The 24,108-nt window shown below is 64.4% G+C and carries 19 protein-coding genes and 8 tRNA genes; 4 read left to right on the top strand and 23 right to left on the bottom strand.

The window, feature by feature from the left end; translation table 11 throughout:
• Positions 1 to 68 precede the first annotated feature (68 nt).
• A complete protein-coding gene (locus BBJ41_RS01645; RefSeq protein ID WP_069745039.1) occupies positions 69 to 947 on the top strand; it encodes an AraC family transcriptional regulator in 879 nt (292 codons plus the stop codon).
• 25 nt (positions 948 to 972) lie between these two features.
• On the opposite strand, the gene BBJ41_RS01640 is transcribed toward BBJ41_RS01645, so the two are convergent.
• From BBJ41_RS01640 to gltX, 9 genes are all read right to left on the bottom strand, one after another.
• Entirely contained in the window at positions 973 to 1,437 is a 465-nt protein-coding gene (locus BBJ41_RS01640; protein ID WP_069745038.1) for a GNAT family N-acetyltransferase, read from the bottom strand.
• A gap of 351 nt (positions 1,438 to 1,788) precedes the next feature.
• Positions 1,789 to 1,865, bottom strand: a tRNA-Asp gene (locus BBJ41_RS01635).
• Between the two features lie 73 nt (positions 1,866 to 1,938).
• Positions 1,939 to 2,014, bottom strand: a tRNA-Glu gene (locus tag BBJ41_RS01630).
• A 65-nt stretch (positions 2,015 to 2,079) separates the two neighbouring features.
• Positions 2,080 to 2,156 (bottom strand) — tRNA-Asp (locus BBJ41_RS01625).
• Positions 2,157 to 2,235: 79 nt separating this feature from the next.
• Positions 2,236 to 2,311, bottom strand: a tRNA-Glu gene (locus BBJ41_RS01620).
• Between the two features lie 63 nt (positions 2,312 to 2,374).
• Positions 2,375 to 2,451, bottom strand: a tRNA-Asp gene (locus tag BBJ41_RS01615).
• A gap of 78 nt (positions 2,452 to 2,529) precedes the next feature.
• A tRNA-Glu gene (locus BBJ41_RS01610) sits at positions 2,530 to 2,605 on the bottom strand.
• 139 nt (positions 2,606 to 2,744) lie between these two features.
• Positions 2,745 to 2,820, bottom strand: a tRNA-Ala gene (locus BBJ41_RS01605).
• A 128-nt stretch (positions 2,821 to 2,948) separates the two neighbouring features.
• Entirely contained in the window at positions 2,949 to 4,358 is a 1,410-nt protein-coding gene (gene gltX / locus BBJ41_RS01600; protein WP_069745037.1) for a glutamate--tRNA ligase, read from the bottom strand.
• A 280-nt stretch (positions 4,359 to 4,638) separates the two neighbouring features.
• On the opposite strand from gltX, the gene BBJ41_RS01595 reads away from it, so the two are divergent.
• On the top strand, positions 4,639 to 5,553 hold the full coding sequence (locus BBJ41_RS01595; protein WP_069745036.1) for a patatin-like phospholipase family protein: 915 nt from the start codon (positions 4,639 to 4,641) through the stop codon (positions 5,551 to 5,553).
• Positions 5,554 to 5,654: 101 nt separating this feature from the next.
• Here BBJ41_RS01595 and BBJ41_RS01590 read toward each other — a convergent pair whose 3' ends face one another.
• The 11 genes from BBJ41_RS01590 to BBJ41_RS01540 form a co-directional block, all read right to left on the bottom strand.
• Complete coding sequence (locus tag BBJ41_RS01590; protein WP_069745035.1) at positions 5,655 to 6,329, bottom strand: C40 family peptidase; 675 nt, start codon at positions 6,327 to 6,329, stop codon at positions 5,655 to 5,657.
• Positions 6,330 to 6,457: 128 nt separating this feature from the next.
• Complete coding sequence (locus BBJ41_RS01585) at positions 6,458 to 8,080, bottom strand: ABC transporter ATP-binding protein (RefSeq protein WP_069745034.1); 1,623 nt, start codon at positions 8,078 to 8,080, stop codon at positions 6,458 to 6,460.
• Positions 8,077 to 9,174: an ABC transporter permease gene (locus tag BBJ41_RS01580; RefSeq protein WP_069745033.1), complete on the bottom strand. Its 1,098-nt coding sequence runs from the start codon at positions 9,172 to 9,174 to the stop codon at positions 8,077 to 8,079. The genes BBJ41_RS01585 and BBJ41_RS01580 overlap by 4 nt, the downstream gene beginning before the upstream one ends.
• A gap of 75 nt (positions 9,175 to 9,249) precedes the next feature.
• Positions 9,250 to 10,293, bottom strand: a complete 1,044-nt coding sequence (locus BBJ41_RS01575; protein WP_069745032.1) for a microcin C ABC transporter permease YejB — start codon at positions 10,291 to 10,293, stop codon at positions 9,250 to 9,252.
• 52 nt (positions 10,294 to 10,345) lie between these two features.
• The gene (locus tag BBJ41_RS01570; protein WP_069745031.1) at positions 10,346 to 12,229 is read right to left on the bottom strand and encodes an extracellular solute-binding protein; all 1,884 of its coding nucleotides are present in this window, start codon (positions 12,227 to 12,229) and stop codon (positions 10,346 to 10,348) included.
• Between the two features lie 139 nt (positions 12,230 to 12,368).
• Positions 12,369 to 12,734 carry a hypothetical protein gene (locus BBJ41_RS01565; protein ID WP_069745030.1) on the bottom strand — a complete coding sequence of 122 codons (366 nt, stop codon included), beginning with the start codon at positions 12,732 to 12,734 and terminating at the stop codon, positions 12,369 to 12,371.
• A gap of 291 nt (positions 12,735 to 13,025) precedes the next feature.
• Positions 13,026 to 13,358 (bottom strand): cytochrome o ubiquinol oxidase subunit IV, encoded by a 333-nt coding sequence (cyoD, locus tag BBJ41_RS01560; RefSeq protein WP_069745029.1) that lies wholly within the window; start codon positions 13,356 to 13,358, stop codon positions 13,026 to 13,028.
• Positions 13,359 to 13,967, bottom strand: a complete 609-nt coding sequence (gene cyoC, locus BBJ41_RS01555; RefSeq protein ID WP_069745028.1) for a cytochrome o ubiquinol oxidase subunit III — start codon at positions 13,965 to 13,967, stop codon at positions 13,359 to 13,361. It lies immediately after the preceding gene.
• Positions 13,967 to 15,973 (bottom strand): cytochrome o ubiquinol oxidase subunit I, encoded by a 2,007-nt coding sequence (gene cyoB, locus BBJ41_RS01550; RefSeq protein WP_069745027.1) that lies wholly within the window; start codon positions 15,971 to 15,973, stop codon positions 13,967 to 13,969. The genes cyoC and cyoB overlap by 1 nt, the downstream gene beginning before the upstream one ends.
• 3 nt (positions 15,974 to 15,976) lie before the next feature.
• A complete protein-coding gene (cyoA, locus tag BBJ41_RS01545) occupies positions 15,977 to 16,864 on the bottom strand; it encodes a ubiquinol oxidase subunit II (protein ID WP_069745026.1) in 888 nt (295 codons plus the stop codon).
• A gap of 270 nt (positions 16,865 to 17,134) precedes the next feature.
• Complete coding sequence (locus BBJ41_RS01540; RefSeq protein WP_069745025.1) at positions 17,135 to 18,664, bottom strand: complex I subunit 4 family protein; 1,530 nt, start codon at positions 18,662 to 18,664, stop codon at positions 17,135 to 17,137.
• A 226-nt stretch (positions 18,665 to 18,890) separates the two neighbouring features.
• Between BBJ41_RS01540 and BBJ41_RS40170 the strand changes: the two genes are divergently transcribed.
• Together BBJ41_RS40170 and BBJ41_RS01535 are read left to right on the top strand one after the other, a co-directional pair.
• Positions 18,891 to 19,178 (top strand): hypothetical protein, encoded by a 288-nt coding sequence (locus BBJ41_RS40170; protein ID WP_156814730.1) that lies wholly within the window; start codon positions 18,891 to 18,893, stop codon positions 19,176 to 19,178.
• Between the two features lie 413 nt (positions 19,179 to 19,591).
• Positions 19,592 to 20,812 carry an ISL3 family transposase gene (locus tag BBJ41_RS01535; RefSeq protein ID WP_069745024.1) on the top strand — a complete coding sequence of 407 codons (1,221 nt, stop codon included), beginning with the start codon at positions 19,592 to 19,594 and terminating at the stop codon, positions 20,810 to 20,812.
• A gap of 54 nt (positions 20,813 to 20,866) precedes the next feature.
• On the opposite strand, the gene BBJ41_RS01530 is transcribed toward BBJ41_RS01535, so the two are convergent.
• The 3 genes from BBJ41_RS01530 to tilS all read right to left on the bottom strand — a co-directional run bounded on the left by BBJ41_RS01530 (position 20,867) and on the right by tilS (position 24,098).
• Positions 20,867 to 20,960, bottom strand: a tRNA-Ser gene (locus BBJ41_RS01530).
• A gap of 110 nt (positions 20,961 to 21,070) precedes the next feature.
• Positions 21,071 to 22,324 carry an aspartate kinase gene (locus BBJ41_RS01525; RefSeq protein WP_069745023.1) on the bottom strand — a complete coding sequence of 418 codons (1,254 nt, stop codon included), beginning with the start codon at positions 22,322 to 22,324 and terminating at the stop codon, positions 21,071 to 21,073.
• Between the two features lie 343 nt (positions 22,325 to 22,667).
• Positions 22,668 to 24,098, bottom strand: coding sequence for a tRNA lysidine(34) synthetase TilS (tilS, locus tag BBJ41_RS01520; RefSeq protein WP_069745022.1), 1,431 nt, complete (start codon positions 24,096 to 24,098; stop codon positions 22,668 to 22,670).
• Positions 24,099 to 24,108: the final 10 nt, after the last annotated feature.

Below are 24,108 nucleotides of genomic sequence, written 5' to 3'. Positions count from 1 at the left end.
ACCGCCGCATGCGCTTGCGCGGCACCTTCTAAAATAACGGCATCGCCGCCGCGCCGCCCGAACCGTCCATGAATCCGCCCGCCCAAGCCGACGTATCGAAGCCATACGACGTCATCGACATCCCGCCCGAATTTGCGCCGACGCCCGTCCATCCGATGCGCGTGCGCGCACGGCAGGTCGACGCCGGCCGCCGGATCCCGCTGCATACGCATGCGTGGGCGCAACTCGCCTACGCGTCGCGCGGCGTGCTGCGCGTCGCGACGACCGGCACGACATGGATGGTGCCGCCGTCCCGCGCGATCTGGGTGCCGCCGCACGTGACGCACGAAGTCGTGATCGTCGAAGAGGCGTATTTGCGCACGCTGTATATCGACGAGTCGATCGTGCCGGGCGGGCTCGACGCATGCCGCGTCGTCGAAGTGACGGGGCTGCTGCGCGAGTTGATCGTCGCACTCGACGCGCGCGACCTGAGCACCTCCCGCGAGCGCCTGCTGTGCGGGCTCGTGCTCGACGAGCTGAGTCACGCCGAACCGTTGCCGCTCGCGGTGCCGATGCCCGACGAGAAGCGGCTGCGCATGCTGTGCGAATCGGTTCTCGCGCAGCCGGCGCATGCGGAATCGCTCGAACACTGGGCGAGTGAGGTCGGTGCGAGCACGCGCACGATTTCGCGGCTCTTCAAGCAGGAACTGGGTGTGAGCTTTTCGCAGTGGCGCCAGCAGGCGCTGCTTGCGCGTGCGATCCCGCTGCTGAACCAGGGGCGCCCGCTGTCGCATATTGCGCGCGAACTCGGCTATCAGAGCCAGAGCGCCTTCTCGGCGATGTTCCGGCGGGCATTCGGCGAAAGCCCGCGTGCCTTCATGCTGCGCGGCTACGAGCATCGCGGCGCCGAGGGCCGCATCGCAGACGACGAAACGCCGGACGAGAACGCGATCGACGCAACCCGCTGACCGTTCACCCCGGCTGGTCGATCTTTCAGACCGGCCGCACCATGTGGCGGATCGACCCGAGTTGCGCGAGCCGCGGCCCGGCGACCTGGTAACCCATGCGCAGGTAGAGACGCGCGGCGGGATTGTCGACGAACACGCGCAGTTGCAATTCGTGCAGCCCGCGCGCACGCGCCCAGCGGTGCGACATGTCGAGCATGTAGGTGCCGGCGCCCTGTCCGCGATGGCCGGCCGCGATCTGCACGTCACGAATATGCAGCGAGTCGCCCTCCTCGGTCACCCGCAGTACGCCGATGCGTTCGCCGTCTGCCTCGAGGATGAAGTTCTCGGATTCGCGCCAGCTTGCATAGAACAGGTCGCTGCGCCACACGAGCCCATGGCGCTTGTAGTAGCCGCCCATGTTGCCGTGTGTCAGCGCTTCGGCAAACGGGAAATCGCCGGGCTCCGCGGGCCGGAGCTGATACAGGAGTCGCAGGTCGGTCGGATCGAGCATCACGCAGGGGTCAAGAACGCATCCCGCCACGATAGCGCAGTCGCGCGCGGATGCAATTGCGAATTTCTCGTAGCGGTCAGTGTCCTGCCCGACTGTCACGCGTCCGCCGGCGGGCGCAACCGGAAACACAAATGAAAAAGCCCGCACAAGGCGGGCTTCTTCATTTTTTGGCGGAGCGGACGGGACTCGCCTACATTCCGCAGGCCGCGGATGCGCGTGCACGCGCATCCCTTCGAGTCCCGCCGGAAGCCGCGCAGGCGGCTTCCTCCGCTCCACAGCCACGCGCCCGCCAGCGGGCGCAACCGGAAACACAAATGAAAAAGCCCGCACAAGGCGGGCTTCTTCATTTTTTGGCGGAGCGGACGGGACTCGAACCCGCGACCCCCGGCGTGACAGGCCGGTATTCTAACCGACTGAACTACCGCTCCAGTCTTGCTGCTTGCCTGGCAGGCGTCGGTTACTTCCTGCCGGCGCATCGTTTGTTCGAACGACGCCGAAATCTGGCGTCCCCTAGGGGATTCGAACCCCTGTACTCACCGTGAAAGGGTGATGTCCTAGGCCTCTAGACGAAGGGGACAACGTACTGCTTACATCTTTAATGAAAAAGCCCGTTCAAAAACGTTTTTTGAACGGGCTTCGTTCTGGCGGAGCGGACGGGGCTCGAACCCGCGACCCCCGGCGTGACAGGCCGGTATTCTAACCAACTGAACTACCGCTCCAGCTTTCTGCACTACCGCCTGCAGGACATCGTCACGTTCCTGCAAGCGCTGCGACACTTCTACGAAACGCCGCTGAATCTGGCGTCCCCTAGGGGATTCGAACCCCTGTACTCACCGTGAAAGGGTGATGTCCTAGGCCTCTAGACGAAGGGGACAACGTACTGCTTACATCTTTAATACAAAAGCCCGCTCAAAAACGTCTTGAACGGGCTTCGTTCTGGCGGAGCGGACGGGACTCGAACCCGCGACCCCCGGCGTGACAGGCCGGTATTCTAACCGACTGAACTACCGCTCCAGCTTTCTTACCCAACCCGCAGGACGTCGGTTACGTTCCTGCAAGCCTCGCGACACTTCTACGAAACGCCGCTGAATTTGGCGTCCCCTAGGGGATTCGAACCCCTGTACTCACCGTGAAAGGGTGATGTCCTAGGCCTCTAGACGAAGGGGACAAAATCTTTTCAGATCTGTCTGACTTTCGCTATTCACTTCTCATCAACAGCGAAGGCCGAAATTCTAACTGCTTTAGATCATTTTGTGAAGCATTTATTACTACCACCGCTGCTTCGCAAACAACCTAATTTGTTCTGTTGGTGGAGGTAAGCGGGATCGAACCGCTGACCTCTTGCATGCCATGCAAGCGCTCTCCCAGCTGAGCTATACCCCCTTGCAGAACAGAAATGAGATTATATGGACCGACTTTGAACTTGTAAATACCCTTTTTGCGATTCGAGCGAAATTTTTTGCGAAGCTGCCGCGATCTCACGCGCGGGCAGCTTCGCTCACGCACGCAGCTCAGGCGAGTGCGGACTCGATGCGCGACACCACGACGTCGCGGCCGAACAGCACGAGCACCGCATCGATCGACGGCGTATGCGTGGTGCCCGCCACCAGCAGGCGCACCGGCATCGCGAGTTGCGGCATCTTCAGCTTGTGCGTGCCGAGCGTCGCCTTCAGTGCAGCGGATACAGCCTCCTTCGTCCAGTTGGCTACCTTCAGCGCGACGACGAGATCGGCCAGCGCCGGCCGCACCGCATCGGTCACGTGCTGCGCGAGCGCTTCGGCTTCCGGCGCCGGCACGCGGTAGAACATCGCAGCGCCTTCCGCGATCTCCTTGACCGTCGTCGCGCGATCCTTCATCAGGCCGACCACGGCGTCGAGCGCCGGGCCCGTCGCGATCGCCGCGTCGTCGATGCCGAGCGCGTCGAGGAACGGCTTCGCCAGCGCGGCAAGGCGCGCGTTGTCGGCTTCCTTGATGTAATGCGCGTTCAGCCAGCTCAGCTTGCTGTGGTCGTACTGCGCGGGCGACTTGCCGAGATGCTCGAGGTCGAACCATTCGACGAACTGCTCGCGCGAGAAGATTTCCGCATCGCCGTGCGACCAGCCGAGGCGCGCGAGATAGTTGACGACTGCTTCGGGCAGGAAGCCCGCGTCGCGATACGCCATCACGCTCATCGCGCCATGCCGCTTGCTCATCTTCTCGCCCTGCTCGTTCAGCACGGTCGGCAGGTGTGCGTATACCGGTGCCTCACCGCCGAGCGCGTTCAGGATGTTGATCTGGCGCGGCGTGTTGTTCACGTGGTCGTCGCCACGGATCACGTGCGTGATGCCCATGTCCATGTCGTCCACCACCACGCAGAAGTTGTAGATCGGCGTGCCGTCCGGGCGCGCGATCACGAGGTCGTCCAGCTCCTCGTTCGAGATCTCGACACGCCCCTTCACGGCGTCTTCCCACACGACCGTGCCCGTCAGCGGATTACGGAAGCGCAGCACGGGCTTCACGCCTGCCGGCGGCTCGGGCAGTACCTTGCCGGGCTCCGGACGCCACGTGCCGTCGTAGCGCGGCTTCAGGCCGGCTTCGCGCTGGCGTTCGCGCAGCGCGTCGAGTTCCTCGGCCGACATGTAGCACGGATACGCGAGACCCTTCTCGAGCATCTGCGCGAGCACCTCGCGATAGCGGTCCATCCGCTGCATCTGGTAGATCGGGCCTTCGTCGAAATCCAGGCCGAGCCACTGCATCCCTTCGAGGATCGCATCGACCGCTTCCTGCGACGAGCGCTCGACGTCGGTATCCTCGATGCGCAGCACGAACGTGCCGTTCATCTTGCGGGCGAACGCCCACGGATAGAGCGCGGAGCGGATGTTGCCGAGGTGGATGAAGCCGGTGGGACTCGGCGCGAAGCGGGTACGGACAGGACGGGTCATAAACGGTAACTCGAACGCCTGGGGCGCATGAATGATTCGACGCGGGATCGACGGCGGCAACCCGGACAACAACGGGGCCGGCAACGCCCGGAACGGAAAAGAAGCCGGAATTATACTCGCGCCGGACATCGCGCCAAGCGCACCGCTTGCTTTATGATGTGCGCGCCGCGGCCGCCAGCCGGCGCGGCGCCGGTCGCGCGGAACCCGTCGCGCGGCCGCTCGGAACCTATCGCCGCCGCGGGCCGTGTAACCCGCCGCCAAGCCGCCGGAGAACCATTCGATGTCGTCCCCTCGTCTGTCACGCCGTCACTTCACGATCGCGTGCGCGTCTGCCAGCCTCGCCGCCTGTACGTCGTTCGGCGACAAATCCCGCCCCAACACGGCGCAGTCGCAAGAAAAGCCCGTGAAGATCGGCATCGCGCTCGGCGGCGGCGCCGCGCGCGGCTTCTCCCACATCGGGGTGCTGAAAGCGCTCGAGGCACGCGGCATCCCGGTCGAGATCGTTGCGGGCACGAGCGCGGGCTCGGTGGTCGGCGCGCTCTACGCGTCAGGCATGAGCGCGCTGCAGATCAACAAGATCGCGCTCGACATGGATCAGGCGGCGATCAGCGACTGGGCGCTGCCGTTCCGCTCGCGCGGCCTGTTGCAGGGGGTCGCGCTGCAAAACTTCCTCAACAAGACGCTCAACAACCGGCCGATCGAAAAGATGGCGAAGCCGCTCGGCATCGTCGCGACGGATCTGCAAAGCGGTCAGCCGATCCTGTTCCAGCAGGGCAACACGGGGCTCGCGGTGCGCGCATCGTGCAGCGTGCCGTCGGTGTTCGAGCCGGTGAAGATCGGCAACCGCGAATACGTCGACGGCGGCCTCGTGAGCCCCGTGCCCGCGTCGTATGCACGCAAGATGGGTGCGAGCTTCGTGATCGCGGTCGACATCTCCGCCCGGCCGGACGGCGCAGCGACCAACAATCCGATCGAGATGCTGCTGCAGACCTTCACGATCATGGGTCAGACGATCAAGACCTACGAGCTCGACAAATATGCGGACGTCGTGATCCGTCCAAACCTCGCGGCGATGGGCGGCAGCGACTTCAACCAGCGCAACGCGGCGATCCTCGCGGGCGAGGAAGCGGTCGCGCGCATCATGCCGGAGCTGCAGCGCAAGCTCGCAGCGGCTCGCGGCGTGGCTACCGCGTAAGCAGCCGGCCACCGGGCGGCACGCGCCGCCCCAAAAACAAAAAACCCTGCCGCCTTTCGGTGACAGGGTTTTTTTGATCCGGCCCGGTTGACCGGCGAACGTCAGTTGTTGCCGTTCGCGGAATCGTCGCCAATCGTCGCGCGCACGCGCTGGCGCAGATCGTCGGCCTTCATCGGAAACTCCGACTCGATCCGGCGCGCGCCAGTGAAACGCTTTTCCCAGTAGCCGCTATCGAGATCGTCGACGCGGACCGTGCTGCCCGTCGACGGCGAGTGCACGAACTTGTTGTCGCCGATGTAGATGCCGACGTGCGAGAACGTGCGGCGCATCGTGTTGAAGAACACGAGATCGCCCGGCTTCAGGTTGCTCATGCTCACCTTCTCGCCGACGCGGCTCATCTCTTCCGCGCGACGCGGCAGCGACATGCCGAGCGTGTCCTGGAACACGTAGCGCACGAAGCCGCTGCAATCGAGGCCCGAATCCGGCGAGTTGCCGCCCCAGCGGTAGCGCACGCCGATCATGTTCAGCGCGCCGACGACGACGTCGCCCGCCTTGCCTGCCATGCCCGCGAGGAACGACTTCGCGCCGCCGCTCGACGGCTGGGCGCTGGTCTGCTGGAGGGAGGAACCCGACCCGGTTTGAGTCGAATTCGTGACATTCTGGTTAAAACTGCTGACTTCGTCGGCGAACGCGCCGGGAGCTGCTGCGAACAGGGCGCCGATGAACAGCCCGGCGATGGTGCGCGCGCATGCCTGGGTCAGGGATCGATGCTGCATTGGTCGATGGAATGTGCTTAAAAATCAGCTGATTGGCGGAAAATTTCGGTCGATACTAGCCAGCGCGTAATCGTTTGTCAAAACAAATTAAAAAATACAATCGAGATGGTCAGACCATTGGGCGCCTATCACGCTTTCCAGACCGCTTTCAACAGCTTTTGTGTGTAAGGATGTGACGGTTTGGTGAAGATTTCGGCGACCTCGCCCGACTCCACGACGGCCCCGCCCTGCATCACAGCGACACGGTGCGCCATTGCGCCGATCACCTCCAGGTCGTGGCTGATGAATACATAGCCGAGGTTGTATTTCTGTTGCAAATTCGCGAGCAGTTTCAGCACCTGCTGCTGGATCGACACGTCGAGCGCGGAAGTCGGTTCGTCGAGGATCAGGATGCGCGGCTCCAGCACCAGCGCCCGCGCGATCGCGATCCGCTGGCGCTGCCCGCCCGAAAATTCGTGCGGATAGCGGTGCAGCACCGTACGGTCGAGGCCGACTTCCCGCAGCACCGCGAGCGACTTTGCGCGGCGCGCATCGGGCGTCATTTCCGGGCGATGCAGTTCGAGCCCCTCTCCGACGATCCGCTCGATCGTGTGACGCGGCGAAAGCGAACTGAACGGATCCTGAAAGACGACCTGCATGTTCGAGCGCAGCGCGGTCTGCTCGCGGCCGCGATAGGTCGACAGCGCGCGCCCCTGGAATTCGATCTCGCCGCCCGCCGTCTTCTGCAGCCCGAGCAGCGCCATCGCGAGCGTCGACTTCCCGGAACCCGATTCGCCGACGATGCCGAGCGTTTCGCCCTGCCGCACCGACACCGACACGTCCGCCACCGCCGTCACGGGCACCGTGCCGAACCAGCCCGCGAAGCCCGGCCGCTTGCGCGCGAACTGCACGCTCACGTGGCGCGCGTCGAGCACGACCGGCGCGATCGGCATCACGGGCGCAACCGCGCGTTGCGGCCGGCTGCTCAGCAGCCGCTGCGTGTACGGATGCTCGGGTTCCGCGAAGATCCGCTCGACCGGCCCGCTCTCGACGAGCCGGCCGCGCTCCATCACCGCGACGCGCTCGGCGAAGTGCCGGACGAGATTCAGGTCGTGCGTGATCAGCAGGATCGCCATCCCGCGCTTTTCCGCTTCCTCGCGCTGCAGCTCCAGCAGCAGGTCGACGATCTGCGCGCGGATCGTCACGTCGAGCGCGGTGGTCGGCTCGTCGGCGAGCAACAGCCGCGGCCGGCACGCAAGCGCCATCGCGATCATCGCGCGCTGCCGCTGGCCGCCCGACAACTGGTGCGGGTAGCTGTCGACGCGCCTCTCGGGCTCCGCGACGCCCGTGCGCGCGAGCAGCGCGATCGCGCGCTTGCGCGCCTCGACGGCCGATACGCCGTCGTGCAGCACGATCGTCTCGCCGATCTGCACGCCGATCGTATACAGCGGGTTGAGCGCCGTCATCGGCTCCTGGAAGATCATCGCGATGTCCGAGCCGCGCAGCCCGCGCATCTCGCGTTCGCTCTTGGCCGAAAGGTCCTGCCCCGCGAAGCGGATCGTGCCGCTCACGTCGGCGTCGCGCAGCAGCCGCAGGATCGACAGCGCGGTCACGCTTTTCCCGGAACCGGACTCGCCGACGAGCGCGACGCGCTCGCCGCGGCCGATCGCGAGCGTCACGTCCTCCACCGCGACCGTGTCGCCGAAGCGGACGTGAAGATGCTCGAGCGACAGCAGCGGCTCGCGCGGATTCGAAACGACCGGTTCGCTCATCGCTGGCCTCCCGCCGCGCGCACCGAATCGGCGATCCGCGTGTCGAGCGCGTTGCGCAGCGCGTCGCCCATGAAGGTCAGCAGCAGCAGCGTCGCGACCAGCACGCCAAACGTCGACAGCGAGATCCACCATGCGTCGAGGTTGCCCTTGCCCTGCGCGAGCAGCTCGCCGAGGCTCGGCGTCGGCGGCGGCACGCCGAGCCCGAGGAAATCGAGGCTCGTGAGCGCGAGGATCGAACCGCTCATCCGGAACGGCAGAAACGTGATCACGGGCGTCAGGCTGTTCGGCAGCACGTGGCGCCAGATGATCTGCCAGTTCGTCAGCCCCATCGCGCGGGCCGCGCGCACGTAGTCCTGCGTACGGTTGCGCAGGAACTCGGCGCGCACGTAGTCGGCGAGCCCGATCCAGCCGAACAGCGACAGCAGCACGATCAGCAGCAGGAAGCTCGGCTCGAAGATCGACGCGAAGATGATCAGCAGGTACAGCTCGGGCAGCGAGCTCCAGATCTCGATCAGCCGCTGCCCGACGATGTCGATGCGCCCGCCGAAGAAGCCCTGCACGGCGCCCGCGGCGATCCCGAGCAGCGTGCCGATCACGGTCAGGATCAGCCCGAACTCGACCGACGTGCGGAACCCGTACACGAGCCGCGCGAGCAGGTCGCGCCCCTGCGCGTCGGTGCCGAGCCAGTTCTGGCGCGACGGCGGCGCCGGGTTCGGCACGTTCGAGAAATAGTTCAGCGTGTCGTAGTAATAGCGGTTCGGCGGATAGACGACGAAGTTGCCGGGCGCCTCGAGCCGCTTGCGGATGTACGGATCGAGATAGTCGGCCGGCGTCGGAAAATCGCCGCCGAAGGTCGTCTCCGGGTACGCATGGAACATCGGGAAATAGGTCTGGCCGTCGTAGCGCACGACGAGCGGCTTGTCGTTCGACCACAGCGGCGCCGCGATGCTCGCGGCGAACGCGACGACGAAGATCACGAGGCTCCAGTAGCCGAGGCGCTGTTGCCTGAAGCGCTGCCACACGCGGCGCGCGGGCGACGGCGACACTCGGGCGCGCGCCGCGTCGATACGGGACGACACGACGGCCCGGTTCATCGCGCACCTCGCCCGGTGACGCCGGGCATGCGAACGGACGCGCCGGCAGGCAGCGCACGGACGGGCTGCTTCATGTCAGCGCTCCAGGTTGTCGAATTGAATGCGCGGATCGACCCACACATAGCAGAGATCGGAAATCAGCTTGGTCGCGAGCCCGATCAGCGTGAACAGGTACAACGTGCCGAGCACGACCGGATAGTCGCGCCGCACGACCGACTCGTACGACAGCAGCCCGAGGCCGTCGAGCGAGAACAGCGTCTCGATCAGCAGGCTGCCGGTGAAGAACGCGCCGATGAATGCGGCCGGGAAGCCGACGATCAGCGGCAGCATCGCGTTGCGAAACACGTGCTTCCACAGCACGCTGCGCTCGGAGAGCCCCTTCGCGCGCGCGGTCAGCACGTATTGCCGGCGGATCTGGTCGAGGAACGCATTCTTCGTGAGCATCGTGACGACCGCGAAGCTGCCGACGACCGACGCCGTGATCGGCAGCGTGATGTGCCACAGGTAATCGAGCACCTTGCCGACGAGCGATAGTTGAGCGAAGTTGTCCGACGTGAGGTTGCGCAGCGGAAAGAGCTGCCAGAACGAGCCGCCGCCGAACAGCACGAGCAGCAGCACGCCGAGCACGAAGCCCGGAATCGCATAACCGACGAGCACGACGAGGCTCGTCGCGACGTCGAACGGCGAACCGTTGCGCACGGCCTTCGCGATGCCGAGCGGCACCGATATCAGGTACGTGAGGAAGAACGTCCAGAGCCCGATGCTGATCGACACGGGCAGCTTCTGCACGATCAGCGACCACACGCTCTGGTGGCGGAAATAGCTGTCGCCGAGATCGAAGCGCGCGAAGCGCTTCAGCATCAGCCAGTAGCGCTCGAGCGGCGGCTTGTCGAAACCGTACAGCGCCTTGAGCTGCGCGAGCTGCTGCGCGTCGACGCCCGTGTGCGCACGCATCCCGAACGGCACCGCGCCCTGCTCCGTCGCGCCCTTGCGCAATTCCTGCACGGCCTGTTCGACCGGGCCGCCCGGCACGAACTGGATCACCGCGAACGTGAGGGTCAGCACGCCGACGAGCGTCGGGATCATCAGCAGCAGGCGTTTGAGGATGTAGCTCCACATAGGGCGTCGACTCGTGATCGGTAGGCTGGGTTAAACGTAGGGCCGGCGCGGTTCAGTGATCGGGCTTCGCCCACCAGGTCGACACGACCCAGCCCTCGGCCGAATAGTACAGCGGCAGCGTCTGCGGATAGGCGAGCGTGCGCTTGTACGCGACCCGGTGCGTCGTGCTGTACCACTGCGGGACCGCGTAGTAGCCGTGCATCAGCACGCGGTCGAGCGCGTGTGTCGCATCGAGCAGCTCGTCGCGCGTCTGCGCGCTACCGAGCGCGTGCAGCAGCGCGTCGACGGCCGGCGATTTCAGGCCGATGACGTTGTCGGAGCCCGGCTCGTCGGCGAACTTGCTGCCGTAACGCGCAAACTGTTCAGCACCCGGCACCTGTACGCCGATGTAGCGGATCGGCGTCATATCGTAGTCGAACGCGTCGAGGCGCTTTTGCAGCAGTGCATAATCGGCCGTCCGAAAACGCACCTCGATGCCGAGCTTCATAAGATTGCGCTGGTAGGCTGCCACGATCCCTGTGAACGGTGAGCCCGCATCGTCGAGTATCTCGAACGTGAAAGGTTCTCCGTGCACATTACGCAACGCGCCGTCGCGATAGGACCAGCCTGCCTGCGCAAGCAAAGCACGCGCCTTCAACAGGTTCGCACGCAGTGAATTCGGCGGGTTCGTGTTCGGCTGCACGACCATCGGGCCGAACACGGCCGGGTCAAGTTGTGCGCGTAGCGGTTCGAGCAGCTTAAGTTCGCCCGGCCCGGGCACACCGGTCGCCTGCAGGTCAGTGTCGGCAAAATAGCTGTCGAGGCGCGTGTACGCGCTGTAGAGCAGTTGGCGATTCAGCCACTCGAAGTCAAACGCAAGATCAAGCGCCTGGCGCACTCGCACATCGCGAAACAGCGGCCGGCGCAGGTTCATGAAGAAGCCCTGCATGCCCGCGCCGTTGTGCTGACGGAACTCGCGCTTGATCAACTCACCGCTGTCGAAACGCTTGCCGACATCCTGCCGCACCCAGTTGCGCGCGATGTTCTCGACAAGGACATCATATTCACCCGCCTTGAACCCCTCGAGTCGAGCGACGCCCTCGCTGTAAAGCTTGTAGACGATCCGCTCGAAGTTGTTGGTGCCGACCCGCACCGGCAGGTCTGCCCCCCAGTACGCGGGGTTGCGCCGGTACGTGATCGTGCGGCCGTTGTCGTAGCGCTCGATCAGGTACGGCCCGCTGCCGATCGGCTGCTCGAACGCGAGCTGGTCGAACGGGATGCGCGAACCATCTGCGCGCAATCCCCACTTGCGCGAAAACACGGACACGCCACCCGCGATCAGCGGCAGTTCGCGGTTCGCACTGCGGAATTCGAAGCGGACGGTGGCCGGATCGACGACCACGGCCTTCGTGATCTCCGCGAAGTACGCGCCGAACTGCGGCGCGGCCAGCTTGCTCTTCAGCGTGTCGAACGAAAACTTGACGTCGTCGGCCGTGACCGGGTCGCCATTGGAGAAGCGCGCGCGTGGATTCAGGTGGAACGTGACCGACCGGCGGTCGGGCGCAACCGCGATGTCGTCGGCCAGCAACCCGTACGCGGATGCCGGCTCATCCGAGCTGCCCGTCGCAAGGCTCTCGAACAGCATGTCGATGCCCGGCGCGGGATTGCCGCGCATCGTGAACGGATTGAACTTGTCGAACGACGTCAGCCGGTTCGGGTTCGCGAGCACCAGCGTGCCGCCCTTCGGCGCATCGGGATTGACATAGTCGAAATGCTTGAAGCCCGGCGGATACTTCGGCTCGCCGTACTGCGCAATGGCGTAGGCTGCGTGCGCGGCCGTCGCGGCCAGCGCCGCCTGCATCGCAAACACCGCGGCAACGCGGCCGGCGGCCCGTACGGCACGCAACACACTGAAGCGGACACCTGCGGCGGCGGCCCGGGGCGAACCCTTCGTCATAGAGGCCCTGTCGGTCGAATGAGGGTAGTAACGTGGGACGATTCTACCCATTCAATCCTTCGAGCCAAAAGAAAACCGCCACGCGGGCGGTTTCTTCATGTGCAGACCGCGCACGCATCACGCGTGCGCGACCGGTCGATCAGTGCCAGCCGTTGTGACGACCGTTATCCCAGTGACCGTGACCGCGATCGCGATCCCAGCCCGGGCGGCCGCCATGGCGGCGATACCAATCGTCACGGGCCCAGTAGCGACGGCCATCCCAGTAGCGGTCGCCATGCCAGCCGATCACGATCGTCGGAGCCGGGGCGTAGGCCGGCGCATAAACCGGAGCCGGCTGATAGACGACCGGCGGCGGAGGCGGCGGCGCATACACGGGCGCGGGCGCGACATAGACCGGGGCCGGCACGCCGACGTTGATCCCGACATTGACTCCCGCCATTGCTGCGCCCGACACGAGCAAGGCCGTCATACCGGTCAAGAGCGAGGCAACACGCAAGGTCTTCATGGATTCCTCTTTTGGGGTTGTTTGATGTGTGATTCGACTATAGCGGCAAGCGCCGCCGCCGCATATTTCAAGTTTGTAAGAACTGATGCGCGGCATCGCAACAGCAAGCGCGCGCTAACGTCTTGTAACAATCGACGGCTGCCCGCCCCCCTGCCTCACCGGCGGAACCCGCGCCACAGCCGAAAACCGGCCGCCTTGCGCCGCCCGGCCGGACAAAACAAAAAGGCGGCACTTGCGTGCCGCCTTTTTCATCGACGCGCGCGGATATCGAATCCGGCGCCGCGACGCCGCTCAGCGCGACATCATGTTCATGCTGACGTTGTGCATCACCCACATCGTGCCGACGATCAGGATCGCCACGGTCAGCACCGTATAGCTGAACGCCATCACGTTCCAGCGCTGGCCCGACGAGCTGTTCATATGCAGGAAATACACGAGGTGCACGACGATCTGCACGAACGCGAGCACGGCAAGCGCGACCAGCGACGCATGCGGCGACAGCACGCCGCCCATCACGAGGCCGAACGACGCGGCCGTCAGCAGCACCGACAGGATGAAGCCGGCGACATAACTGCCGACGCTGCCGTGCCCTTCTTCGAGTTGAGACGAATGCGAATGGGCCATTTAGATCACGCTCGCAAGATAGACAAAGGAAAACACGCAGATCCACACGATGTCGAGGAAGTGCCAGAAGAGGCTCAGGCACGTCAGGCGCCGCAGGTCGCGATCGGTCAGGTCGCCGCCGCGGAACACGATCTGCGCGGCGAGCACGATCATCCACAGCAGGCCGGCCGTCACGTGCAGCCCGTGCGTGCCGACCAGCGTGAAGAACGCCGACAGGAACGCGCTGCGCTGCGGGCCGGCGCCTTCCGCGATCAGGTGCGAGAACTCGCGCAGTTCCATCGCGAGAAACGCCGCGCCGAGCACGAACGTCACCGCGAGCCAGGCGAGCAGCGCGCCGCGCCGCTGCTTGTAGGCCGCGAGCATCGCGAAACCGTACGTGATGCTCGACAGCAGCAGCGCGGCGGTTTCCACCGCGACGCCCGGAATGTCGAACAGGTCTTTCGCGGTCGGCCCGCCCGCATGTTGCTGGCCGAGCACCGCGAACGTCGCGAACAGCGCCGCGAAGATCACGCAGTCGGTCATCAGGTACAGCCAGAAACCGAACACCGAATGCGACGGCGGATGGTCGTCGTGCTCGAGCAGGGTTGCGCTCAAGGTTTTCTGCAACATCAGTTGGCCTCCAGTTCCACGTCGTCGACATGCGCAGCCACGCGCTTCGTCGGCTGCTTGTCTTCGGTCTTGCGCACCGTCGACGCAGGGATGTAATAGCCGTCGTTATCGCGCGAGCTGTAGATCACGAGCGTCGCGACGATCCCGACGAGCCCGCCGATCGCCATCCACCAGATGTGCCACACCAGCGCGAAGCCGAGCACCAGGCTGAAAATCGCAATCACGAGGCCCGCGCAGGTATTCGACGGCATGTGAATGTCGCGAATCGATGCCGGGTTCGGCCGGCCTTCGCCGCGCGCCTTCATGTCGGCATAGGCGTCGAGCGTACGCACTTGCGGGATCACCGCGAAGTTGTAGTCGGCCGGCGGCGACGTGGTTGCCCACTCCAGCGTGCGACCACCCCACGGGTCGCCCGTCGTGTCGCGGTATTCGGGCAGGTTGCGGTTGCGGATGCTGACCACCAGTTGCAGCAGCTGGCATGCAATGCCGATCGCGATCAGCACGGCGCCGAACGCGGCGACCAGCAGCCACGGATGCCATGCCGGGTTGTCGTAGTGGTTCAGGCGGCGCGTCATGCCCATGAAGCCGAGCACGTAAAGCGGCACGAACGCGACGTAGAAGCCGACCTGCCAGAACCAGAACGCGGCCTTGCCGAGCTTCTCGTTCAGCTTGAAGCCGAACGCCTTCGGGAACCAGTAGTTGAAGCCCGCGAGATAGCCGAACAGCACGCCGCCGATGATCACGTTGTGGAAGTGCGCGATCAGGAACAGGCTGTTGTGCAGCACGAAGTCCGCGCCGGGAATCGCCATCATCACGCCGGTCATGCCGCCGAGCGTGAACGTGACCATGAAGCCGATCGTCCACAGCACGGGCGTCGTGAATTCGATCCGGCCGCGATACATCGTAAACAGCCAGTTGAACACCTTCACACCGGTCGGGATCGCGATGATCATCGTCATGATGCCGAAGAACGCGTTGACGTTCGCACCCGAGCCCATCGTGAAGAAGTGATGCAGCCACACGAGGAACGACAGCACCATGATCGCGCAGGTCGCGTACACCATCGTCTTGTAGCCGAACAGCGGCTTCTTCGCGAACGTCGCAATGACTTCCGAGAAGATGCCGAACGCCGGCAGGATCAGGATGTACACCTCCGGGTGACCCCACGCCCAGATCAGGTTCAGGTACAGCATCGCGTTGCCGCCGGCTTCGTTCGTGAAGAAGTGCATGCCGAGGTAACGGTCGAGGCCGAGCAGCGCGAGCGTCGCGGTCAGGATCGGGAACGACGCCATGATCAGCACGTTCGTGCAGAGCGCGGTCCACGTGAACACCGGCATCTTCATCAGCGTCATGCCCGGCGCGCGCATCTTGATGATCGTCACGAAGAAGTTCACGCCGGTCAGCAACGTGCCGACACCCGATATCTGCAGCGCCCACAGGTAGTAATCGACTCCTACCCCCGGGCTGTACTGCAGCTCCGACAGCGGCGGGTACGCGAGCCAGCCCGTCTGCGCGAATTCGCCGATCACGAGCGAGATGTTGATCAGGATCGCGCTGACCGCCGTCATCCAGAAGGAGAGCGAGTTGATGAACGGGAATGCGACGTCGCGCGCGCCGATCTGCAGCGGCACGATCAGGTTCATCAGGCCGACCATGAACACCATCGCCATGAAGAAGATCATGATCACGCCGTGTGCCGTGAAGATCTGGTCATAGTGGTGCGGCGGCAGGTAGCCGGGCGCGTTGTACGCGAGCGCGAGCTGCATGCGCATCATGATCGCGTCGGCGAAGCCGCGCAGCAGCATGATCAGCGCGACGATGATGTACATCACGCCGAGTTTCTTGTGGTCGACCGTGGTCAGCCATTCCGTCCACAGCCATTTCCACCGGCCGGTGATCGTCAGCGCGGCGAGAATGCCCAGCACGGCCAGCCCCATGAAGGCGCCTGCCACCATGATGATGGGCTGATCGAACGGGATCGCCGATAGTGTGAGTTTGCCGAACATGCGTTACCCCTTCGTGCCGCAGGCGGCGTCCTTCAGATCGAGGACGTGGCCATCGTTGTATTTCGCGATGATGTTGTGGAAGAGCCGCGGATCGACCGACGAGAAGTAGCGCACGGGCGCCTTCTCGCTCGGCTGCGCGACGGTGCCGTACACGGTCGCGTCGAGCCGGTCCGGCGACGCCTTCACCTTCTGCACCCATGCATCGAACTGTTCGCGCGGCTCGGCGAGCGTGCGGAACTTCATGTCCGAGAAACCGCGGCCGCTGAAGTTGGCGGACGTGCCCGCGTAGTTGCCGGGCTCGTCGGCGATCAGGTGCAGGCGCGTTTGCATGCCGGCCATCGCGTAGACCTGGCCGCCGAGCTGCGGGATGAAGAACGAGTTCATCACCGAATCCGACGTGATGCGGAAATTCACCGGCGTGCCCACCGGAATCGCGAGCTGGTTCACCGACGCGATGCCGAGTTCCGGATAGATGAACAGCCACTTCCAGTCGAGCGCGACGACCTCGACGTCGATCGGCTTCACCGACGACTCAAGCGGCTTGTACGGGTCGAGCTCATGCGTGGTCTTCCACGTGAGCACGCCGAGGAACAGGATGATCAGTGTCGGCACCGTCCAGATCACGACTTCGATCGCGGTCGAGTGCGACCAGTTCGGCGCGTAGGTTGCGTTGCGGTTCGATGCGCGATAACGCCACGCGAACCATAGCGTGAGCAGGATCACCGGCACGACGACGATCAGCATCGCCCAGGTGGACGTCGCGATCAGCGCCTTTTCGGCAGCACCCACGCTTCCTTTCGGATTTAGTACATCTAAATTACAACCTGACAGGCTTAACGCCGCGCCGATTGACATCAGCGCCGCCCCGCCTCTTGAAGCTCTTCTTTTCATCACACACCCGAGGGTCATTGAATCCGTTTGCGTATGCCCGATGCGCATTCGATCCACGAAAGTGGCCGAATCATACGTCTCGCGCGTGCGATGAAAAACCGGTGGATACGACAAATCATCATTGCAGAATCTGCTGTGAGACACATTGTCGCGGGGCAATTTCACGCAGCCGGAAGCCGGCCCAGCGCAGCATGCACCGGGCCGCGATCGATGTGCGTGCAACCAATGCATCTCCGAGCGATGCAGCCCGCTTTCGCGGGCGCATCGCGCTCAGCCGTGCGTCGACGCCATGTACGACGGCTGTGCCGGCCCGGTGCCGTCCGCTGCCGGCAACTTCGAATGGCTGGCGTCGTCGATCAGCTTCGCGACGGTCGGATCGATTGCATCGGTGAACGGCTTCGGATCGATGCCGACCGCCAGCACGACCAGCGCGAGCGATGCGAACATCACGATCTCGCGGCGATTCAGATCGGCGAGCTTCGCGATCCGCTGGCTCGCGATCTTGCCGAACACGACGCGCTTGAGCATCCACAGCGTGTACGACGCGCTCAGGATCAGCGTGAGCGCCGCGATGGCGCCGATCCAGAAGTTGAAGCGGATCGCGCCCATGATGACCATGAACTCGCCGACGAACCCCGACGTGCCCGGCAGGCCGACGTTGGCCATCGCGAACAGCAGCGTGAAGGTCGCGAAACGCGGCATCACGCCCGCGACGCCACCGTACGCCGCGATCTCGCGCTGCTTCGTGCGATCGACGAGCACGTTCACGCACAGCAGCATCGCGCCCGCGACGAAGCCGTACGACACGAGTTGTACGATCGCGCCTTCGACGCCGATCCGGTTGAACAGGAACAGCCCGAGCGTGACGATCCCCATGTGCGCGACCGTCGAATACGCGAGCAGCTTGCCGAGATCGGTCTGCGCGAGCGCGATCAGGCTCGCGTAGACGATCGCGAACAGCGACAGCGCGATCACGGCCGGTGCGAAGAAATGGCTCGCATCGGGGGTGATCGGCAGCGCGAAGCGCAGGAACCCGTAGCCGCCAAGCTTGAGCATCGCGAGCATCAGCGCGGCGCCCGTCGGGCCGTCCGTGTACACGTCGCTCAGCCACGTGTGAACCGGCCACATCGGCACCTTGACCGCAAACGCGGCAAAGAAACCGAGGAACACCAGCAACTGCGGCGCGAAACCGAGCTGCAGCGTGCGCCACGCGGCCATGTCGAACGTATGCGACTGCGCGTACAGGTACAGCATCGCCATCAGCAACAGCAGCGAGCCGGCAAACGAGATGAAGAAGAACTTCACGGCCGCGTATACGCGACGCTCTCGCCCCCACGTGCCGATCAGCAGGTAAAGCGGGATCAGCGTCGCCTCGAAGAAGATGAAGAACAGCAGCCCGTCCTGCGCGACGAACACGCCGACCATCAGCCCTGACAGGATCAGGAACGACGCGTAATACTGCGCGACCCGCACCGTGACCGACTCCCACGACGCAACCACCACCACGAGCGTCGTGAATGCGGTCAGCACGACGAGCCACAGCGACGCGCCATCGATGCCGACGCGCCATCCGGAATTGAACGCCGCGAGCCAGTTGCGACTCTCGGTGAACTGCATCGCGGCCGAATGCGCATCGAAGCCGGCGACGAGCGGGACGACGGCGGCAAGCCCCGCCAGTGCGCCGGCGAGCGCGATCAGTCGCGTCCGGCGCGGATGACGGTCGGAACCGGCACGCAGCAGGCACGCGCCGAACAGGATCGGAACCCAGATAGCCAGGCTCAGGAAGGGGAAATCATGCATGTCAACAAGGCCTTGAGGAGGTCGCGCACTGCACCGGGGACAGGCGAGACGAAAGGAACGAAATCGAATCGACAGGTAGATTTCGTGAATCGCCAGTGTTGGCAAAATGTAAAGCGGCATCACGGAAAAACTTGATGCCGCTCAAACGCGATCGGGTTAACCAGCATAAGGCGATTGATTATTTTCTGCAGCGCAGCAGAGCCTCAATTTTTTACATCGATCCAAGATGCTGATTTCGCTGAGTAATTTTTCGTATTTCGCGACCGCGCTCGCTGCGCAAATCGATGCAGCGCCGCAATTTTGGCAGCGACGCCCCATTTCGGAGGGCCGGAACCCGGCGAACAGGGTCGCGCCGGAAGGCGATCTGGCGATGCCTCTTTCCTTACAAAAATACTTTCATTTTTATTTCATTAGATCTTGCTCGACGCTGCCCGCACGAATGCTCGGCCCATCGTCGGGCAACGTGGCACGCACGGCATCTTTCACGCCCCCCCTCCCCGGCCGCCGACACTGACGACGCAGACGTACGTATACGCACATCGCCGCTGCACGATGCGCGTTGTGTTATTCGAGAAGGCGAGCGATCGAGAGGATGTCTGCATCGAGACTGGTCGATGACAGCGGGTAGCCCGAACGGTATCCGCACTCGCCAGCAAAGTCATCGCGAGTCGCGTCAATCGAGACGCACACGCCGCGCACTATCGCTCGAGTTCGCCACACGCCGGATGAGCGCGCTCGATCCGCGCGAAGTTCGCCGCATTGATTGGCTATCCAGAACAACCGGGCTTGCCGATGGTCCGGCCCGACAGCGCCGAATACATCGCGCGCGGCACCGGAAAAAGAAAAGGTTCATCGCGGGAACCCGTGGAGCCTTGGAGGGCGATTGCGTAACCTGATGCCTGACTTTATGGAGGTCAGGAGGAAGAATTGCTCGATCGCAAGACACTTCAGGCACTGGGTTGCTGGACAGGCTATCGGCTGGAGCGGGTGGAGTGGCCGGAGGGCGAAAGCCGCACGCTGTCGCTGTACTTGAAACCGGTCAGCAAGGTCATGTACTGCGAGCAATGCGGAGCGCGTTGCCAGCAGATTCATGAAACGACGGTGCGGCGCGTGCGCGATCTGCCGTTGTTCGAGTACCGGGTGGTGTTGCACGTGCCCCGCCGCCGGGTCTGGTGCGAACGCTGCGGCGGGCCGAGGCTGGAGAAGCTTGGCTGGCTGGGCCGCTACCAGCGGGTGACGGAGCGATTCGCCAAGGCCTGCGAGAAGCTGCTGCAAGCGGCCAGCGTGCAGGCGGTAGCCGCCTTCTACGACCTGGGCTGGCATACGGTCAAATCAATCGACAAGATGCGCCTGCGGGCACGCGTGGCCGAGCCGGACTGGTCGACCATCCGCTATCTGGCGATGGACGAGTTCGCGCTCCATAAAGGCCATCGCTACGCCACGGTGGTGGTCGATCCGATCGGCCGGCAAGTGCTCTGGATTGGGGCGGGACGCTCGCGCGAAACGGCCCGAGCCTTCTTCGAACAGCTTCCCGCGGGCGTCGCCGAGCGCATCGAAGCGGTTGCGATCGACATGACCACGGCCTACGAGCTGGAGATCAAGGCGCAGTGTCCGCAGGCCGAGGTGGTCTACGACTTGTTCCACGTCGTCGCCAAGTACGGGCGCGAAGTCATCGATCGGGTGCGCGTGGATCAGGCCAATCAGTTGCGCCACGACCGGCCGGCCCGGAAGGTTCTGAAGTCCAGTCGTTGGCTGCTGCTGCGCAACCGCCGCAACCTGAAGCAGGAACAGGCCGTGCATCTGAAGGAACTGCTGGCCGCCAATCAGCCGTTGCTGTGCGTCTACGTGCTACGCGACGAACTCAAGCGGCTGTGGTTCTACCGGAAGCCAGCTTGGGCGCAAAAAGCTTGGGAGCAATGGATCGAGCAAGCTCGGCAAAGCGGGATTGCCGCGCTGCAACTGTTTGCGCAGCGTCTGCAGGGTTACTGGCACGGAATCCTCGCCCGCTGCCGCCATCCGCTCAATACCAGCGTCGTCGAAGGCATCAACAACACCATCAAGGTCATCAAACGCAGGGCATACGGGTACCGCGACGAGGAATACTTCTTCCTCAAAATCCGCGCCGCCTTCCCCGGAATTCCGCGATGAACCAAAGAAAAGCCCCGCAAGTCCTAGAACTTGCGGGGCTAGTTCCGCCATTTCTGGCGGAGACGGAGGGATTCGAACCCTCGATCCAGGTTTTGGCCCAGATGCTCCCTTAGCAGGGGAGTGCCTTCGACCTCTCGGCCACGTCTCCCAAACTTTCGCTCGCACCAGGGAGGCAGTGCGACGAGAACAAGATCATATAGGGTTTGGAGCCGTTGGTCAATTTCCGTGATGCATTTTCTTCAATGCATCACAAAAAATTCACGACGCCTGGTCGAGTTCGAATGCCTTGTGCAGCGCGCGGACGGCCAGTTCCATGTATTTCTCGTCGATCAGCACCGAAATCTTGATTTCGGACGTCGAGATCATCTGGATGTTGATGCCCTCTTCCGACAGCGTGCGGAACATCTTGCTCGCGACACCCACGTGCGAACGCATGCCGACGCCGACGACCGACACCTTCGACACCTTCGGATCGCCCTGCACCTGCTCCGCATTCACGTGGCCCTTCACCTGGTTGGTGAGGATGTCCATCGCCTTCTGGTAATCGCCGCGGCCGACCGTGAACGTGAAGTCCGTCTTGCCTTCGACGCTCTGGTTCTGGATGATCATGTCGACGTCGACGTTTGCGTCGGCGACCGGGCCGAGGATCTGATACGCGATACCCGGCTTGTCGGGCACGCCCATCACAGCAATACGTGCTTCGTCGCGCTGGAACGCGATGCCGGAAATGACTGCCTTTTCCATGGTCTCGTCTTCTTCAAAAGTAATCAGGGTGCCCGAGCGCATTTCTTCGTCGAGCGCAATCAGCGGATCGGTCAGGCTCGACAGCACACGCGTCTTCACCTGGAATTTGCCGGCGAATTCGACCGAGCGGATCTGCAGGACCTTCGAACCGAGGCTGGCCATTTCCAGCATCTCTTCGAACGTCACGCGATCGAGGCGTCGCGCCTCTTCGACCACACGCGGGTCGGTCGTGTAGACGCCGTCGACGTCCGTGTAGATCAGGCACTCTTCGGCGCCCAGCGCAGCCGCCACCGCCACCGCCGACGTGTCCGAGCCGCCCCGGCCCAGCGTCGTGATGTGACCGTCCGGATCGACGCCCTGGAAGCCCGTGATGATCACGACCTTGCCCGCGTTCAGATCGGCCTTCACGCGCTCGTCGTCGATCGAGTGAATGCGTGCTTTCGTGAATGCGCTGTCGGTCTTGATCGGTACTTGCCAGCCGGCGTAGCTCACGGCCTCGACGCCGATTTCCTGCAGCGCGATCGACAGCAGGCCGACGCTGACCTGCTCGCCGGTCGACGCGATCATGTCGAGCTCACGCGGGCTCGGCTGGCTCGAGATCTCTTTCGCAAGACCGAGCAGACGGTTGGTTTCGCCGGACATCGCCGAAGGCACGACCACCATCTGGTGCCCGGCCTGATGCCATTTTGCGACGCGTTTCGCGACGTTCTTGATGCGCTCGACCGAGCCCATCGAAGTGCCGCCGTATTTGTGTACGATGAGTGCCATTGTCGTTCTGAACTGGAGGAGAAACCGCACGGGCGCGCTGGGCAGGCCGCGTAGCCGTTCGGTCACGCGGCTTGTGGCTGTGGACGGACGACGAGGGGGACGGCTGGGACGCAACGCGCAAGCGTGACGGATTTTGCCCGGAAGGCCGATCAGGCCGCGCAAACCGGGTACGTCACGCGGAAAACCTGCACAAATCGCTCAAAAATCGAGCCGAGCAAACGTCCGAGCGTACCCGATAGAAGCCCGCTTGACAAGCCGCCTGCCGCGCCCAGAGCCGTTCCGGCGCTGTTTACCAAATGGTGAAAACAGGCACGCCATCATCCTGCCCGAAGCCCCCACCCGATTACGCGATCAGCAGGTCCGGACGCCATTCGATGCGGCGCCATTCTCCGTCTTCACCGTCGCCGGACGTCTCACCGTCGGGCGACCCGACGTCGCGATTCACGCCAAGCCGCGGCACGTAGATCAGCCGGTCGCCCGCGAACAACAGCGGCACGTCGCGCTGCCATGCCGGCACGCCGCGCTCCTGGAACAGGTTTTTCAGCGTCCGGCCCGGCCCGCCCGGCGAGGTGCGCATCCGCTCGCCGCCTGCGCGGGCACGCACCGCAAGCCGCGCACCGCGCAGCAGCGCCTCGGGCACCGCATCGGTGCTGCCTGCGCCGGCCGGCGCGAACACGAACGTGCCGCGCCATCCCGGCAGGTGCCAGACTTCCTGCCCGGCCCACGCAAGCACCGATTCCGGGTGCGGCGTGCCCGTACCGTCGTCGGCCGGCTCGGCGCTGTCGCCTGCTTCCCAGTACACGACATCGCGATAGAGTCGCAGGCATTGCCCCGCGTGATCGACGCGCAACGCATGGGCGTCGTGCGCGGCACGCAACTGCCGCATCATGTTGGCGAGCCGCGCAGCCGACGCCCCCGGCAAACCGAGCCGGCGCATCCAGAAGCGCAGCAGGTTCGCGCCGCGCGTGTCGTCGAACGCGACCAGCGCGTCCCGGGACAGCGCCTGCCCGTCGTCGCGCGACGCGACGGCGAAATCCAGTTCGGCCAGATCGTCGAGGAGCCGCTGCGCAGCGGCCGCATGCTGGGCCGCGCGGCCGAGCGCGTCGCGAAAGCCCGGGAAATGCACGGCCAGCGCCGGCAGCACGTCGATGCGCAGCGCATTGCGCGCATAGCGCGTGTCGCCGTTCGATTCGTCGTCGATCCATGCAAGCGCGTGCTGCGTCGCATAGCGCTCGAGTTGCGCGCGCAACAGTCGCAGCAGCGGACGCACCCGCTCGACGATCGCGCCGTCAGGCCGGTAGCGCGGCGCCATTGCGGCGAGCCCCGCGATCCCTGCGCCGCGCAACAGTTGCAGCAGCACGGTTTCGGCCTGGTCGTCCGCATGTTGCGCGAGCCACAGCGCGGCCGCGCCGTGGCGTTCGCACATCGCATCGAGCGCCGCATAGCGACGCTCGCGCGCACTTGCCTCGATGCCGAGGCCGCTGTCGCGCGGCACGTCGACGCGCATCGATTCGAATTCGACGCCGAGCCGCGCCGCGCTCGCTTCCGCATGCGCGACCCATGCATCGGCATTTGCGCTCAGGCCGTGATGCACGTGCAGCGCGACGCAGCGCGACGCGCCCGCGACGCGCACGGCCGCGTCGAGCAGCACCGTCGAATCGAGGCCGCCGCTATATGCGATCGCAATGCGCGTGTCGGCCGGCATGCCGGAAAGCGCAACGCCGACCGCGTCGAGTACGACGCGGTCGGCGGAGAATTCGGTCGGCGGGATCACGAGATGGTCG

This window comes from Burkholderia stabilis (genome assembly GCF_001742165.1).
In the GTDB taxonomy this organism is placed as follows: Bacteria; Pseudomonadota; Gammaproteobacteria; order Burkholderiales; family Burkholderiaceae; genus Burkholderia; species Burkholderia stabilis.
This window is presented reverse-complemented; position numbering and strand designations above follow the sequence as displayed.

Bases quoted from the DNA above. Each gene is read 5' to 3' on its own strand.
- BBJ41_RS01540 (WP_069745025.1), bottom strand. From the start codon at position 18,664: ATGCATGATTTCCCCTTCCTGAGCCTGGCTATCTGGGTTCCGATCCTG.
- BBJ41_RS01525 (WP_069745023.1), bottom strand. From the start codon at position 22,324: ATGGCACTCATCGTACACAAATACGGCGGCACTTCGATGGGCTCGGTC.
- BBJ41_RS01580 (WP_069745033.1), bottom strand. From the start codon at position 9,174: ATGAACCGGGCCGTCGTGTCGTCCCGTATCGACGCGGCGCGCGCCCGA.
- cyoD (WP_069745029.1), bottom strand. From the start codon at position 13,358: ATGGCCCATTCGCATTCGTCTCAACTCGAAGAAGGGCACGGCAGCGTC.
- cyoB (WP_069745027.1), bottom strand. From the start codon at position 15,973: ATGTTCGGCAAACTCACACTATCGGCGATCCCGTTCGATCAGCCCATC.
- BBJ41_RS01590 (WP_069745035.1), bottom strand. From the start codon at position 6,329: ATGCAGCATCGATCCCTGACCCAGGCATGCGCGCGCACCATCGCCGGG.
- BBJ41_RS01575 (WP_069745032.1), bottom strand. From the start codon at position 10,293: ATGTGGAGCTACATCCTCAAACGCCTGCTGCTGATGATCCCGACGCTC.
- gltX (WP_069745037.1), bottom strand. From the start codon at position 4,358: ATGACCCGTCCTGTCCGTACCCGCTTCGCGCCGAGTCCCACCGGCTTC.
- cyoA (WP_069745026.1), bottom strand. From the start codon at position 16,864: ATGAAAAGAAGAGCTTCAAGAGGCGGGGCGGCGCTGATGTCAATCGGC.
- BBJ41_RS01565 (WP_069745030.1), bottom strand. From the start codon at position 12,734: ATGAAGACCTTGCGTGTTGCCTCGCTCTTGACCGGTATGACGGCCTTG.
- BBJ41_RS01585 (WP_069745034.1), bottom strand. From the start codon at position 8,080: ATGAGCGAACCGGTCGTTTCGAATCCGCGCGAGCCGCTGCTGTCGCTC.
- BBJ41_RS01570 (WP_069745031.1), bottom strand. From the start codon at position 12,229: ATGACGAAGGGTTCGCCCCGGGCCGCCGCCGCAGGTGTCCGCTTCAGT.
- BBJ41_RS01595 (WP_069745036.1), top strand. From the start codon at position 4,639: ATGTCGTCCCCTCGTCTGTCACGCCGTCACTTCACGATCGCGTGCGCG.
- BBJ41_RS01640 (WP_069745038.1), bottom strand. From the start codon at position 1,437: ATGCTCGATCCGACCGACCTGCGACTCCTGTATCAGCTCCGGCCCGCG.
- cyoC (WP_069745028.1), bottom strand. From the start codon at position 13,967: ATGTTGCAGAAAACCTTGAGCGCAACCCTGCTCGAGCACGACGACCAT.
- BBJ41_RS40170 (WP_156814730.1), top strand. From the start codon at position 18,891: ATGCTGATTTCGCTGAGTAATTTTTCGTATTTCGCGACCGCGCTCGCT.
- BBJ41_RS01645 (WP_069745039.1), top strand. From the start codon at position 69: ATGAATCCGCCCGCCCAAGCCGACGTATCGAAGCCATACGACGTCATC.